This is a genomic window from Litchfieldia sinesaloumensis (assembly GCF_900156865.1).
Classification (GTDB): Bacteria; Bacillota; Bacilli; order Bacillales; family Bacillaceae_L; genus Ferdinandcohnia; species Ferdinandcohnia sinesaloumensis.
The window spans coordinates 1,681,422-1,696,065 of sequence record NZ_LT732529.1; the positions used below are offsets into that span (position 1 = coordinate 1,681,422).

Annotated in this window: 14 protein-coding genes and 1 riboswitch; of the genes, 6 read left to right on the forward strand and 8 right to left on the reverse strand. The window is 37.5% G+C overall.

Annotated features, from left to right (window positions below):
• Window positions 1-312 precede the first annotated feature (312 nt).
• Window positions 313-516, reverse strand: a complete 204-nt coding sequence (locus CZ490_RS08290; RefSeq protein WP_077618449.1) for a hypothetical protein — start codon at window positions 514-516, stop codon at window positions 313-315.
• A 106-nt stretch (window positions 517-622) separates the two neighbouring features.
• Here CZ490_RS08290 and CZ490_RS08295 point away from each other — a divergent pair, with 106 nt between their 5' ends.
• Complete coding sequence (locus CZ490_RS08295; RefSeq protein WP_234987205.1) at window positions 623-1,087, forward strand: DUF3231 family protein; 465 nt, start codon at window positions 623-625, stop codon at window positions 1,085-1,087.
• Between the two features lie 65 nt (window positions 1,088-1,152).
• Here CZ490_RS08295 and CZ490_RS08300 read toward each other — a convergent pair whose 3' ends face one another.
• Window positions 1,153-2,886, reverse strand: a complete 1,734-nt coding sequence (locus tag CZ490_RS08300) for an ABC transporter ATP-binding protein (RefSeq protein ID WP_077618451.1) — start codon at window positions 2,884-2,886, stop codon at window positions 1,153-1,155.
• Between the two features lie 357 nt (window positions 2,887-3,243).
• Between CZ490_RS08300 and CZ490_RS08305 the strand changes: the two genes are divergently transcribed.
• On the forward strand, window positions 3,244-5,031 hold the full coding sequence (locus tag CZ490_RS08305) for an ABC transporter ATP-binding protein (RefSeq protein WP_159439933.1): 1,788 nt from the start codon (window positions 3,244-3,246) through the stop codon (window positions 5,029-5,031).
• On the forward strand, window positions 5,028-7,163 hold the full coding sequence (locus tag CZ490_RS08310; RefSeq protein WP_077618453.1) for an ABC transporter ATP-binding protein: 2,136 nt from the start codon (window positions 5,028-5,030) through the stop codon (window positions 7,161-7,163). Before CZ490_RS08305 ends, CZ490_RS08310 begins: the two co-directional genes overlap by 4 nt.
• A 42-nt stretch (window positions 7,164-7,205) precedes the next feature.
• Here the strand turns inward: CZ490_RS08310 and CZ490_RS08315 are convergent, their stop codons facing one another.
• Window positions 7,206-8,069: an AraC family transcriptional regulator gene (locus CZ490_RS08315; RefSeq protein WP_077620996.1), complete on the reverse strand. Its 864-nt coding sequence runs from the start codon at window positions 8,067-8,069 to the stop codon at window positions 7,206-7,208.
• Between CZ490_RS08315 and CZ490_RS08320 the strand changes: the two genes are divergently transcribed.
• Window positions 8,017-8,691 carry a hypothetical protein gene (locus CZ490_RS08320; protein WP_234987330.1) on the forward strand — a complete coding sequence of 225 codons (675 nt, stop codon included), beginning with the start codon at window positions 8,017-8,019 and terminating at the stop codon, window positions 8,689-8,691. The two genes, CZ490_RS08315 and CZ490_RS08320, sit on opposite strands and share 53 nt — an antisense overlap.
• 213 nt (window positions 8,692-8,904) lie before the next feature.
• Here CZ490_RS08320 and CZ490_RS08325 read toward each other — a convergent pair whose 3' ends face one another.
• From CZ490_RS08325 to CZ490_RS08345, 5 genes are all read right to left on the reverse strand, one after another.
• Complete coding sequence (locus tag CZ490_RS08325) at window positions 8,905-9,813, reverse strand: AEC family transporter (protein WP_077618455.1); 909 nt, start codon at window positions 9,811-9,813, stop codon at window positions 8,905-8,907.
• Window positions 9,814-10,008: 195 nt separating this feature from the next.
• Window positions 10,009-10,905: a sensor histidine kinase gene (locus CZ490_RS08330; RefSeq protein WP_077618456.1), complete on the reverse strand. Its 897-nt coding sequence runs from the start codon at window positions 10,903-10,905 to the stop codon at window positions 10,009-10,011.
• Window positions 10,906-10,920: 15 nt separating this feature from the next.
• Entirely contained in the window at window positions 10,921-11,592 is a 672-nt protein-coding gene (locus CZ490_RS08335; RefSeq protein WP_077618457.1) for a response regulator transcription factor, read from the reverse strand.
• Between the two features lie 8 nt (window positions 11,593-11,600).
• Window positions 11,601-12,380, reverse strand: a complete 780-nt coding sequence (locus CZ490_RS08340; protein ID WP_077618458.1) for an ABC transporter permease — start codon at window positions 12,378-12,380, stop codon at window positions 11,601-11,603.
• On the reverse strand, window positions 12,373-13,290 hold the full coding sequence (locus CZ490_RS08345; RefSeq protein ID WP_077618459.1) for an ATP-binding cassette domain-containing protein: 918 nt from the start codon (window positions 13,288-13,290) through the stop codon (window positions 12,373-12,375). The genes CZ490_RS08340 and CZ490_RS08345 overlap by 8 nt, the downstream gene beginning before the upstream one ends.
• A 184-nt stretch (window positions 13,291-13,474) precedes the next feature.
• A riboswitch (SAM riboswitch) is annotated at window positions 13,475-13,579 on the forward strand.
• A 63-nt stretch (window positions 13,580-13,642) separates the two neighbouring features.
• On the opposite strand from CZ490_RS08345, the gene CZ490_RS08350 reads away from it, so the two are divergent.
• The gene (locus tag CZ490_RS08350; RefSeq protein ID WP_077618460.1) at window positions 13,643-13,840 is read left to right on the forward strand and encodes a Fur-regulated basic protein FbpA; all 198 of its coding nucleotides are present in this window, start codon (window positions 13,643-13,645) and stop codon (window positions 13,838-13,840) included.
• Window positions 13,841-14,047: 207 nt separating this feature from the next.
• A complete protein-coding gene (gene lepB / locus CZ490_RS08355) occupies window positions 14,048-14,605 on the forward strand; it encodes a signal peptidase I (protein ID WP_077618461.1) in 558 nt (185 codons plus the stop codon).
• The last annotated feature ends 39 nt before the right edge of the window (window positions 14,606-14,644 follow it).

Here is a 14,644-nt window from a genome sequence, read left to right on the forward strand (position 1 = left end):
TAACCCGCCGCTCAAAAGCGACTTTAATAATATATCATTTCGCATTAACCTTAGTCAATACTTTTTTTGAAAATCTATCAAAAGTAATTTCCCAATAGATATCTCAAAGATAAAATTATTGTAACATAATAATTTCCCGGTGTCAAAACGTTGATGTTTTGTAATAACGAATCAACAATATGTATAGTATCATGTTGTAAAACTCTTATCAACAACCAAAATATGACAATACCATTTTTAAAAAAGTTATTTTTTATATAACAATATTGTATTTAATGTTTATTCCATTTCAGTCTACTCAGAAATAACAAATCAGATTTGATAATGATTATCTTTAAGTATAGATAGTATATCTTCTTTTGAAACCACTTGGTCGTCAAACTCTACTTTTACTTCACCGTCAACCGTATCGATTAATACCCGCTCTACCCCTTCCAATTGATTAATCAGATATTCTACCTCTTGTATATCTTTCTCATTAGTTGCTTCTTTTATAAAGATTGTCGCTTCACTCATTGAATATTCTCCTTCCATTCATATTGTGCTCTATGATAAAACCTACTTCTTTTATATTTTTCCCCTATATTGGGAATTTTATTTTTAATGGGTTCATATAGAAGAATTGTCCGCTCTTGAAGTAACAAATCTATATTCAAACATTGTTACTAACTTTTTAGGAACTTGTATGGCTACCGCTTTTAGTCAAGTCACGGAATCTGAAAAGGTTCGGAAATACATACTTAGAGGAAAAGAAATTTCACTAAAGCAAATAAAAGTAATGGAGAGTTACATGGAGATGTGCTCACTTCCTACACCAATGTCAATAGAACATGAAATAACAGATTCAACTGAATCACCCTTTTCGGATAAATTGATCATGTTTCATTTTGGGCTGATGATTTATGCGGGAATTGGCAACTATGGGGTGGCTATCTCCGAGAGTCAACGAAGCGATTTAATTGTAGACTACACACGACTTACATCTGAGATCATGAAGTATTCAGAGGATGGAGTAAATCTTATGATTGCAAACAAGTGGCTAGAACAGCCGCCATTATCGGCTAATCGTAGAGACTTAGCAAAATAGTTGCGGAGATTCATTGTAAAAGGGACAGATCCAATGGAAACTGAAACTGTCCCTTGTTTCGTATTTTAGGTTAGTTGTTGTTCAGCAAAGCTACGGTATAATTCATGTTTGTCGATTAATTCTTGGTGTGTTCCTTTTCCTGTTACTTTTCCTTTTTCGATGAAAATAATTTGGTCCGCATCGACAATAGTTGATAATCGATGGGCGATAACAAAGGTGGTGCGCCCTTCCATTAAGCGTGACAATGCGTCTTGAACGATACTTTCAGATTGGCTATCGAGGCTTGCTGTTGCTTCATCCATCATTAAGATTTTTGGATCACGCAAAAATGCACGTGCAATCGCGATACGTTGCCTTTGACCACCTGACAATTTAACACCGCGCTCACCTACTTCTGTGTCCAAACCATGTGAGAAGGCTCGAATAAATTCATCAGCATAGGCCATTTTTGCAACCTCCCAGAGACGCTCATCTGGAATTTCTTCTCCTTTCTTTAACCCATAACACAGATTTTCTCGTATCGTTCCAGCCATCATCGCACTCTCCTGCGATACATAGCCAATTTGACTTCTCCATGATTCTAATGAAAGTTCTTGAATTGGTATGTCACCGATACGTATCTCACCTGATGTTGGCTCATAATACCGTTCTAATAGTCCGAACATGGTTGACTTTCCACCACCACTCGGTCCTGCAAAGGCAATCATTTGACCAGGTTTAGCCTCAAATGACACATCCACAATAACCGGTTCCTCGTCACTATAAGCGAAGGATACATTTTCAACATGAATTGGCAAATTTGAAATATCCATATCGCGACCCTTTTGTCCTTCTTCTAACGGAAGTTCAATGATATCAATAATCCGCTCAGTGGCCCCTTTTGCTTTTTGTAGTTGGGTGAAAAACATCGCAAATGAAGTGATAGGAAAAATGATTTGAAACAGATAGAGCAAGAAAGCAACGAGTGAACCTGTTGTCATCGAGCCGTTTGCAACGCGAATGCCCCCGTATCCGATAATAATTACAATGACAATCATAACCATTGTGTACATAATCGGACCTATTAGCGCAAAAATCCGTGCCTCTTTTAATCCAAATGTTAATAAATTCCGTACACCACTAACACCTTTTTGTTCTTCAAAGCCTTCAGCTGTTGAGGACTTCATTAATCGGATTTCACTAATCGTTTGTTGAATACTTCCCGAGAATTTTGCGGTTTCATCCTGTAAACCACGTGAGATTTTCGCCATTTTACTACCTAATGGCATCATAATGACCATTGTAATTGGAACGGAGATTAGCATGAGTAGTGTCATCTTCCAATCCATAATCAGTAAAATTACGATTGCTCCAATGATTGAAATAACCCCAGTAATAAATTGCGGAAAATGCTGAGATATTAAGTCCTTTACAATACCTGTATCGTTCACAACGCGGCTCACTGACTCCCCACTTTGCTGCTTATCAAAATAGCTGACCGGTAAACGAATGAGCTTTTCCCACATTTTTTCACGAAGCCTTGCAACAATCCGTTGACCAACTGCTGCAAGCATATAGGTTGATACCCCATCAACGACCGCTTGCAAAATAAACACAGCAGCAATAACGGCGATCAGTGTTGCATTAAGGGTTACACCCTCAAAACCATCCACTAGCTCCCTTGTCAACAACGGAATGGCTAATCCGACAAACGTTGTAATAATACTTCCAATTAAACCAACAGCAAGAGCTGCCTTTGGTATATTCGTAGATAAAATCAACCGAAAAAACGGGCGCAACCCATTATCCTCTTTCTTCATTACTACTTCTCCTTCCTGGCCTGAGGACAAGTCCATTATCCCAAGTTCTTATGTATACAAACATAGTACCCCATTACTACGATTCAAACACAAAAAAGTTACAAGTAAAAAACAAGCTCAGCAAGAATGTCCTTATCATCCTCAGTATCATTGTCTCTAAAGACAAAAACTCTCCCTTGGAACCCCTGTTATGGTTGAGATCATCCCTTTTATTCTCTCTCCATAAATTAGAACATGCACCTGTGTCCCACCCGTCCCATAGTCAGATAATCCATGTAAGTTGATATGGAAATCCATGTTCCCATTCTTCGTTATGAGGTACTCTTACTTTACGACATTTTTTAGAAGGTGATGGATTTGGCTGATAAATCGATTGTTCGAGATCATTTATTTCAGAACAAATGGCGATATTTGATTGGTGCCACTTTATTAACTATCTCACTTGTATTGCAACTTGTTGTACCTATGTTACTTGAGGTCTTTACAGATGGATTACAAAGCTTTTCGACAACCAGCGGAGAACTTCTGAAAATTGCTTTTTGGATGGTCATCGTAGGCTTAGGGGTTTTTGCCTTCAGATCGACAGGAAGAATTTATATTTTCCAATTATCAAGATTACTAGAACGGAATATTCGTGAGCGTCTCTTTTCACATTGGGAAAAGCTACAAGCGGAATATTACCAAAATCAACGAATTGGTAACTTAATGGCACATGCTGTTAATGACGTGAGTGTGTTAAGGCAGGTTTGTATGCAAGGTGTCTTTCAAGCCTTGGAAGCAATCGTACTTATTACCGTTACTGTTTTGATGATGGCTACAACCATTGATTTTCACTTAACATTATTAGTCCTTTTACCACTTCCAGGCCTTACCTACTTGGCTTATAGGTTTCGGATTAAAATCAGAACGGAGTCCAATCGAGTCCAAGAAGTCATCGGCGCCCTCACAAGTCGAGTGCAGGAGTATTGCTCTGGAATCAGAATCATTAAAACCTATGTACAAGAAAGCTCTGAACTAAAAAAATTCGAAAAAGAAAACCAAAACAATATCCATGCGAATCAACAATTAATTCAATCAAACTCTCTATTTAGTTCTCTTAGTCAAGGAATCGTCGGATTAAGTTATCTCATTTCTATTGTGTTCGGGTCAATACTCGTCATGCAAACTACCATTTCCCTAGGAGAATTTGTTGCGTTTAATACGTATTTGTCACTCCTCATCGCCCCTATTGAAAACTTAGGGAAGGTAATTAATTTACTGCAACAAGGAACAGCTGCCGATATCCGAGTTAGAGAAGTACTCTCCACAAAACCAACGATAAAAGATGAAGAGGGTGTTGTGAATATACCGTCCTTACAAGGTGACATCAAGATTAAAAGACTTTCTTTTTCCTATCACAACAAGCAAGACGAAGCACTATCAGATATTGAATTACATATTCCAAAAGGCTCAAGCCTAGCTATCGTCGGAAAAATCGGTAGTGGTAAATCAACACTTGTCAATTTACTTCTACGAATCTACAATCCAGCGCGAAATACCATCTATATCGATGATACAGATATTCGAGATATCCCACTTAAGACATTGCGAAGATCGATTGGATATGTGCCACAAGACAATTTTCTGTTTTCCACGACGATTAAAGAAAATATCGGGTTTGACCCAAAGGGATATGATGACAATCAAGTTGAACAGGCCGCCACACAAGCCCATGTTTATCACGATATTCTCGAATTGCCTCATAAATTTGAAACCAAATTGGGTGAACGAGGTTTGTCTTTATCCGGTGGACAACGCCAACGGGTTAGTATTGCTCGTGCCTTGGTCAAAAAGGCGCCTATCATGATTTTCGACGACAGTCTTTCTGCAGTTGATTCAAAGACTGAGAAGAATATCCTAAATACACTGAAAACAAAAATGAAAGAAAGCACCACAATTCTTATCAGTCATCGAATATCGACCATTCAGCATGCAGACCAAATCATTGTTCTTGACAGTGGAAAAATCGTCGAGCATGGTACACACCAGTCCCTTATCGAACATGATGGAATCTATAAAAAAATGTATGTACAACAATCAAGCGGACTTACGATTCAACTGCCCCATTCAAAAGGAAAAAAGATTGCGATTAAGAGGAGGGATTGACCATTCCTACTAATGAAGAACACCGACCCAAAAAATATAGTGATAAACAATTATTAAAGCACATTCTTACCTTTGCAAAACCATATTGGAAATTGTTTGTATTTTCTCTCCTTTTAACAACCGTCATTGTTATCGCTAGTCTAGCACAGCCCTATATCATTAAGGTTGCGATTGACAGTCATATCAATGGAATCTATGCACCAATGATTTTTGTCGACCATTCCGAAAAGGAGCATGTATTAGAGGTTTTGGATGAACAAGGAGTTAAAGGGAAAGAAATCACTACTTTCGAGGAACATACGTATTTTCGTATGAGCGAAACTGATCATGAACTCCCTGCAACTGTTCAAAAAGCAAGTATCGTCTCCATTGAAGGGTCACATTACCTCATACATGGCTGGGATACTGGTATAAAGAATCAAAATGATGTTCAACTTTCCAACGACACAATTGCTATAGATGGAATGGACTACCCGATTATATCATTGCAAGACGATGAGCAAGCCTTATTTCGAAGCCATGATTATTCAGGAATGATTTGGCTCGGTGTCCTCTATTTTATATTGATTATTACTTCTTCTGTCACTACGTATTTTCAGAATAATACCTTACAATTTACTGGGCAATCCGTCATATACGATATTCGTGAATCCATGATGAAGCATTTTTCGCGTCTGCAGGTTTCATTTTATGATAAAAATCCGATTGGTCGTCTAGTCACACGAATTACACATGATGTTGAAGCTTTGAATCAATTGTATTCTCAAGTTATTGTTAATTTAATCCGAGAAGTATTGATGTTAATTGGAATTGTCGTGATTATGTTACAGATGAGCGTAAAGCTTACGTTGATTAGTTTTACAGTAATCCCTCTCATCGCCATACTCACCCTTTATTTACAAAAAGTGTTGCGAAAAGCCCAGAGATATCTTCGGTTAGTCTTAAGTCAATTAAATGCCTATTTAGCTGAAAATTTATCAGGTATGAAAGTCATTCAAATCTTTGCTCGTGAAGAAAAGCAATTAGAGCAATTTAATGAATTGAACCAAGAACATTATCGAGCCGGTATGCGCCAAACCGTTTTGAGCTCCATTTTTAATCCTTCGATAGGCTTCTTTGGAAATATATCGATGGCACTGCTCATTTGGTACGGAGGGAGAAATGTTATTGATGGTGCATTAACGTTTGGTGTTGTGTATGCGTTTACTCATTACGTCCGACAATTTTTCGAGCCGTTACGCGGACTTGCTGATCGATTTAATCAAATTCAAGCAGCCCTTGCCTCTGCCGAACGAATTTTCGATACATTGGAGACTAAACCATCCATTGTAAACAAACCTGATGCTAGTAAACTACCAAATAAGGTCAATGGAAAAATTGAGTTTAAAAATGTATGGTTTGCCTATCAGGAAAAAGATTGGGTGTTAAAGGATGTTAGCTTTTCCATTTCTCCTGGTGAAACAGTCGGAATTGTCGGGGCAACCGGTGCAGGAAAAAGCTCCATTATTCAGCTAATCAATCGTTTTTATGATATTCAACAAGGAAGTATTCATTTAGATGGGGTGTCGATAAAAGATGTTGAGATAAGTGATTTACGTAAGCATGTGGGGATTATTCAGCAGGATAGCTTTGTGTTTTCAGGGACGGTATTTGATAATATTCGCTTAAATAATCGAGACATAAGTGATGAAGATATTATTCGTGCTGCGAGCTCTGTCGGCATTGACCCTTTCTTTAGTCACTTACCTAACCAATATGAAACCTTACTAGGAGAACAAGGAACGGTTCTATCAACTGGCCAAAGACAGCTTCTCTCTTTTTTACGCGCGATGATTGCAAATCCTGATGTGTTAATTTTAGATGAAGCAACGGCAAATATTGATACAGAAACAGAAATTGTTGTCCAAGATACACTTAAGAAAATCTCAAAAAACAGGACGACAATTATCATTGCACACCGCCTCTCCACCATTCAGCATGCCGATAACATCATCGTTTTAGATAAAGGAAAGATTATTGAAATGGGTGACCACGCAAGTCTTCTCCAACAAAAAGGCGCCTATTATCGGTTATGTATGAATCAAAACGAACAAAAAATGGCCAAAAAGCAAAAGAAGAGATTGTATCAGTAATAAACACAATGACTACCTTACTTTCCTATGTGAATAAGGTAGTCATTTTTTCATTGCACTACTAATTGTTTTATGGTTGTCACTAAATTGAGTCGGTGAAACGCCTACGATTCTCTTAAAAATTCGACTAAAATATAACTCGTCCTGATAGCCTACGCTTTGGCTAATCTCTTTAATACGAAAATCAGAGATTGCTAATAATTCCTTCGCACGGTCAATCCGTACATGAGTTAAATAATCAATCGGGCTGTAGCCAACATACTCTTTGAAAAGGCGAGCATAATGACTCGTACTCAAACCTGCCATTTTTGCTAAATCTGTTAAAGTCATATGTACGTGATAATTGGTTACTATGTAGTCGATCGTTGTATCGATGGCCATTGTTGAGTTTCCAGCGATTTTTTGCGACCGAAAATCTTGAACAATCATGAGCAATAATTCCTGGAAATGTAATTTACGTCGCATCGCTACAGTTGGACCTCTACGTTGGGAAAGTTGCTGGATGTGATCTAATTCATGAATCATGTTACCGCTATTTGTAATCGAAAACACTCCTTGTAAAGGAAAGGCTGTGCTATCAGGAGACTCGAAATGCCAGTTTTGTTTTTCTTCATATGCCACGGCATACGTAAAACGTACAAAGTAAAATTCAAGTGGATTGGAAGACGAGGTCCTTTTTTCACAAATCATGCCTGGCTTAAATACTACAAGTTTACCAGGGCTTAATTTATATTTTGTTCCATCCATCGTAACCTCCCCGCTCCCTTTTGTAATCAACCAAAGAGAATGGTGCCTTTGCTCGCGAAAGGGTTTGTACCAATCGGGTTTACATCTTTTGTAACCAGATAACAAAATGGAAAAAATCAAGCGATTTAATTGCTTTGCTATTTTCCCGGTATTCACCACAACACATCCTTTTTCTACCAAACATAAGAATCACCTTTATACTATACATCAACTTTTACAAATATTCCAAAAATATAACAAATCGACAAATCACCATATGCCTACGCACGTTTCTCAAAAGCGTCCCATAAAATGTCATAAATGGGGTGATGATTTGAAACGTTGGTTGAAATTCTTTATTTTAGTTTACCTCTCCGTCTTATTTTTCGGGAGCTTTTTAGCGATAGCGGTTTTGTGGATGGATATACTTGATGAACCTCTACACTTGCAGGAAAATATCAAAATGGTTTTATATTACTTTTTCGCTGGTGCTATTGGCGGCTCACTAAGACACCTATATATGTTCTGTTCCCATTACATGAATGATAAATTAATTGATCCCCGGCACTGGGTTATGTATATATTCTTTCCACTCTTTGCGACGGGAACGGCAGTTATTGCCGTCACCTTAATTCAAAGTGGTATTTTATTAATTGATTTTACCGACAATATTGACGGTCCATTTGCACAAGTAAGTGTCGCCTTTTTTGTTGGATTTGGCTTCAATCGGTTCCTCAATAAATTGAATGAAATATCAACAGGAATGTTTGACATGAGAAGAGTGAGACAAAAACAGGACTGAGGTTGCGCACCTCAGTCCTTGCTTTTTTCTTGGCTCTGTTCAACGTTGTTGATTACCGCTTCAGGCGGACGCTTTCCGTGGGCATGGCCTCAGCCTCCTCAACAAGCAAGCTTGTCTGCGGGGTCTTCACCTCATGCTATTCCCACTGGAGTCGCCGCCTTCCGCTACACTTATAATTCTTCAATAATCAAGTAAATTAACAAAGCCTTTTTGTTAAATTAAATTCGCAACTACATATAACAACACGATGCTCACCATAATCGTAATATTGGTGGCGGTTGCAATTAAGCGAATGTTTTCATTGCTATACTTAAATTCAACTGCAAACGGAATCGCAGATGCTGCAACTGGTAATAGTAAGCCAATTAAAATGGTGTAACGAAACATTTCCTCGAACGGGAGTAAGAAAAATAAGGTTAGCCCCACCAGTAAACCAACTCCGTACCGGAATGTTAAAAACTTAAGCAACGGCTTCACAAATTGCTTTTCAAATCTAAAATTTAAATACAGCCCTAAAAGTAGTAAACTTAGCGGTATGTTGGCTCCTGATATCGTGCTAGCCACATCAATAACCATTTCCGGTAATTTAATATGATTTAAATTTAAAATACTCGCGAATATATAGGTCATTAACGGAACTGATTTCACAAGCTTTTTTACAATTTCAATCGGCTTAAGGCTTAGCCCCTCTTTCGAGAAATAACTTCCTAAAATATAGGAAACACCAAAGACAATAAAGGATGTTCCGACATCAAACATACTGAAGTATGATAATCCATCGATTCCCCATAATGCAAAAACGAGAGGAAATGCGAACAAACCAACATTAAAACCTGAGGACATCATCAAAAATGTCCCTTTTAATTCTTTTTCCTCATTTTTAAAGATGACTAGACCCAGTAATGAAACGATAATTCCATAAACCAGGACAATAATAGGAAGCAAAATAAGATTCGTTTGAATCTCTACCGAATCGAACGTCACTACCACTAGTGCAGGAAGTGTTAGCTTAAATATAATTCTGGAGATTACCTCTCCATCCTTCTCCCGCAAAACACCAATCTGTTTCAGTAAATATCCAATTCCAATAATAATAACAATATAGAAAAATTCCGCATTCATACTAGTATGCTCCTCTAAGTTGCCAGGACTTATGTTCCTTGTCCTACCTAAGTTTCCCATTACCTACGGATTTTTCCGTAGAATGATAGGTTTCAAAATCATATTCTATCATACTTTTTTAGTTTTCTAAAAAATATAATAATGAAAATGAGATTTTAGTTTTAAGGAGATGGTTCAGGTTAATCCGCGCTACTTCTACCCGATAGGAAGATGAATAGTGAGAATAAACCAGTTTCCATCCAATTCTGCAGTCATTTCTCCATTCATTTTTTCAACAAGTTTTTTAGACAGATATAGACCTAGACCACTCGCTTCCGTATTGGTTCGACTGGTAACTTCCGTATAGAATCGCATAAATACTTTTTCGACGGCAACTTTACTATCGGGTTTTATATCATTTTTTACGTTCAGAGTGATATATTTTTCATTTCTACTGTAGCTAATTACGGCATTACTATTAGCATAACGAAGGATATTCTGTACGATATTTTGGATTACACGTGTTAGCATTAACTTGTCAGCAATAATTTGCCGATTCATTCGTTGCTCCTGAAATTGAAGGTCTATTTTCTTTTCTTCGAACTGATCATAATAAGTCAGGAATATCTCCTCTACTAGATTTGAAAGCGAAATCGTAGTAAAACTAACTTCACGTTGATTTGTTTCAATACGCGCCAACTCGTAAAAATGGTCTGTCATTTCAATTAGACGCATCACAGATTGTTCGATAACTTTTACATAATGCAACCTCTTCGTTTCATCAGTCGTTGCATGTAATAATTGCACATAGCCCTTAATTGACGTGAGAGGTGTTCGTAAATCATGAGATAGCCCCGCAATGGATAGCTTCACATTCTCTTCCATTTGTTTTGCTTGACGATTTTTCTCCTCAAACGCATCAACCATTTGATTCAATTCATCGATCAACTCCATCAGCGCCTTCTCACGAAAATCTAACGATAATCTTCCCCCAAAGGCGGACCGATTAGGAAGCTCCTTAACTTCACGTTTCAATGTCAACAGCTGTTTCTTTAGTAAAAAAATATAAAAAAGAAGCGCTAATGCAAGTAAGACAAAAATCCATCCCCACATCGTAGTACGCTCCTTTCAATCGAATTTAAAACCAATACCCCAAACTGTTTTAATATAGTTTGTACCGTTTTGGTTAAGTTTGTTACGCAAATTACTGATATGCATGTTAACTGTTTTATCACTATCAAAGAATGGTTCCTTCCAGACACTTTCATAAATATTAGCACGGCTGAACACTTTTTGTGGATTCTCTAAAAAAAGAAGAAGAATCGCGTATTCACGTCCGGTCAGATGTATGTGTTGTTCATTCATTTTCACTTCACGCGTGTCTAAATTAACACGGATGTTCTTATAATGAATTTCTTTCATTGAGCTAAAAGATGCTTTTTCAGCATGACGTAATTGAATTTGAATTCTTGCAAGAAGTTCCTTCACATCGAAGGGTTTTATGATGTAATCATCCGCACCATTCGTCAACAACTCGAGTTTCGAATCCTGATCATTCTTTGCTGAAATAACAATTACAGGAATGCTCGAGTGCTGCCGGAGTGTCTGAAGAAACTCCTCTCCATTCATCCCAGGCAACATCAGATCTAATAGAACAACATCAATTTGATTTTGTTCAAAGAGTAATTTTCCTTCAGTCCCTGAAAAAGCACTGAGTGTTTGAAAATTGTGGAGCTCCAAGGTTTCTTTAATAAGTGAATGAATCGCCATATCGTCTTCAATTATTAGTATCGTTGTCATATCTTTCCCTACTTAATATCTGTTCGATTAAATAATAGAATTCCTATTGTTGATGATAACACGATTGTAATAACACTTACCAATATCATCTCAGGAAATCTCGCAATATCCACTGGGCTTGCAAAATCTGAATAAAATAAGAATGATTCAGTAAACCAGAAAGTGACGTGCTTAAAGTTTTCAGTTTGTTGGAAGATTCCCGCACCAAATCCTGTTCCAATTGTATATATAAAACTCCAAACCAATGAGATGGCACTAGTTTTGGTTAAAAAACTAATCATCACAAATATCGATACATTAGCCAATATTAATATATAAAGAGTACTAAAAGATTTTACCGCAAAGCTAAGGTAATGACCAATTTCAGCAACACCCCCAAAACCAAATACGATTGAATAACTAATAATACCTAGAGCGCTCATAACAATCACTCCAACGAGAGTAAGCAGTGCAGCTACCACAAATTTTGATAGATAATAGTGTGTGCGGCTGCGACCTAATGACAAGGTATTCCGAATGGTACCATTTTGAAATTCTTCCCCAATAAAGAAACTCACAAAAGCACTGATGACGAGCAAGATAGTTAATGCGTTTTTCTCCATCATTAAAATACCCGTTGCACCGTTTATAACTGTATCAACTGCTTGGACTAGTTCTGCCCCAAAATGTACGGCTAATTTGCTATTTGCAGCTTGATAGATAGGTAGAACTGATAAAATAACCAAGACAATCCATAATTTTTTACTTCGTATTAATTTAATTCTCTCCGCTGTTAAAAGATTAAACATGTGTGGTTCCCCCTGTTAATTGCAAGAAATAATCTTCGAGTTTTTGTCTAGTTGTACCGATTCGTGTTACATCCACATTTGCAAGAACCAATGTGCGATTGATAGCTGCAACATCATCCAGGCGTTCAAATATATGGATATCCGTTCCGTTTACAACTTGATAATCCTTAATTCCAAGTTCGTCTAGTACGACAACTGCACGTTGCACTTCAGTTGTTTCTAATTCGATGTACCTGCGAGTTTCACGAGCTAACTCCTCTTTAGAAAATTCACGAATTAATTTTCCATCATGCAAAATCCCATAATGTGTCGCAAGCTGTGAAAGCTCATCTAGTAAGTGACTTGAGAGCAACACTGTAATCCCACGTTCTGTCACCAGTCGTTGAATAATTTCTCGCATTTCCACAATCCCTGATGGATCAAGACCGTTTATCGGCTCGTCTAAAATGAGGAATTCAGGGTTTGAAATTAGAGTTGACGCAATCGCTAAGCGTTGACGCATCCCTAAAGAGAAGTTTTTCGCTTTCTTCTTCCCTGTATGGCTAATGTTCATTAATCTAAGCAGTTCTTCAATTTCACGATCACTTACTCCACCATTCGCGGCTTGTACCCTTAAATTTTCTCTTGCTGTCAAATCAGGATATAAAGCAGGCGTTTCAATCGATTGTCCCATTTTACGCCTAGCACGTTGCAATCCCTTTGTTCCTGTCTGGCCGAACAGTTCGATATTACCCTCATCAACTTTTATTAACCCCATCACTGTCCGCATGAATGTCGATTTTCCTGCACCATTCTCACCAATTAATCCGTAAATCATCCCTCGTTTTATTTCAATCGATACTTTATCGAGTGCTTTATGGTTACCGTATATTTTTGAAACATTCGTAGCCTTAAGAATTATTTCTGACATAAAAAAATCGTCCTCTCACTGTTGATAAACTTAGTATAGGTCCGAGGTATAAATAATTAGACTAGAAAAGTATAAAGAAAGTGTAAAGAAATCAAACAAAAAATACAGTGCATTTCATCTAACACAATCTAATTTCAAGTAGACATATCGGAATAATTAGATTAAACTATATGTACATATAAATTACTTATCCAGAGAGGTGGAGGGACTGGCCCGATGAAACCTCAGCAACAGATTCCTTGGAATACTGTGCTAATTCCTGCAAGCTTACATGCTTGAACGATGAGTGAGGTTATTCGGTTCTTAAAAAACCTCTTCTTATCTAAGCCACTTTCGAAAGGAGAGGTTAATCATGGCCTTATTTAAAGTAAATGAAGAGAAACGGAAAAATTTTATTATTCAAAAGTTAAGTGAGTCCAATCATTATAAAAATGATGGTAAACATCTCTTTGAACTATCCCTGTCCGATTTAGAACATGAATACTATAGGCTCCAATCAAAAGGACACCCACATACTGGTCATGGATCAATACGGTGGATAAACATTTAATGCTCAATGAACATACTAAAAAAGCTAGGTCACCATGTGACTCTAGCTTTTTTGATTGGGACAGAGGGACAGGTCCCTTGTACCACAAATCATTTATACTTAAACACTCTTTTCTCAAAATCCCCACTAACTTTCTTCCTATTTTTGGGTTCCATCATGCTATAATATAAAGAAATACATATGAATTAAACGAAGGGATGAAGCCAGTTGGTCAAAGTTGAAAATGAAGTTTGGGAATGGATAAAGGCTTTATTTATTGGTCTGATCATCGCAATAATTGTTCGTACATTCTTTTTCACACCCTCATTAGTTGAAGGTGCCTCCATGAACCCTACCTTACACGACCAAAACCGTGTGATTGTTACGAAAATTGGTGAGCCACAAAGGTTTGACATCGTTGTATTTCAGGCAACTGAGGAAAAAAAATATGTCAAGCGAGTTATCGGATTACCAGGCGATCGTGTCGAATACAAAGACGATATTTTGTATATAAATGGACAACGATATGATGAACCTTATCTAGCTACATATAAAAAGGAAGTAATAGACGGGCCATTAACGTATTCATTCACTTTACAAGAGACCCCATTACGTAGTGAGGTCGTTCCTGAAGGACATTTGTTTGTCATGGGTGACAATCGGAGAAACAGCATGGACAGTCGGCATATAGGAGCAATACCAATGGAGACTATTATCGGGACAACAAGACTCGTCTATTGGCCATTAAAAGAAATAAAAATAGTTGATAATGGTATCGGAGAGTAAGACTGGGACAGAGTCCACTGTCCCACTGAGTGAAGGAAC

Excerpts from the sequence above, each read along its gene's own strand:
- CZ490_RS08340 (WP_077618458.1), bottom strand. The coding sequence starts at position 12,380 with ATGTTTAATCTTTTAACAGCGGAGAGAATTAAATTAATACGAAGTAAA.
- CZ490_RS08335 (WP_077618457.1), bottom strand. The coding sequence starts at position 11,592 with ATGACAACGATACTAATAATTGAAGACGATATGGCGATTCATTCACTT.
- CZ490_RS08330 (WP_077618456.1), bottom strand. The coding sequence starts at position 10,905 with ATGTGGGGATGGATTTTTGTCTTACTTGCATTAGCGCTTCTTTTTTAT.
- CZ490_RS08345 (WP_077618459.1), bottom strand. The coding sequence starts at position 13,290 with ATGTCAGAAATAATTCTTAAGGCTACGAATGTTTCAAAAATATACGGT.
- CZ490_RS08325 (WP_077618455.1), bottom strand. The coding sequence starts at position 9,813 with ATGAATGCGGAATTTTTCTATATTGTTATTATTATTGGAATTGGATAT.
- CZ490_RS08290 (WP_077618449.1), bottom strand. The coding sequence starts at position 516 with ATGAGTGAAGCGACAATCTTTATAAAAGAAGCAACTAATGAGAAAGAT.
- CZ490_RS08350 (WP_077618460.1), top strand. The coding sequence starts at position 13,643 with ATGGCCTTATTTAAAGTAAATGAAGAGAAACGGAAAAATTTTATTATT.
- CZ490_RS08300 (WP_077618451.1), bottom strand. The coding sequence starts at position 2,886 with ATGAAGAAAGAGGATAATGGGTTGCGCCCGTTTTTTCGGTTGATTTTA.
- CZ490_RS08320 (WP_234987330.1), top strand. The coding sequence starts at position 8,017 with ATGGAAAAAATCAAGCGATTTAATTGCTTTGCTATTTTCCCGGTATTC.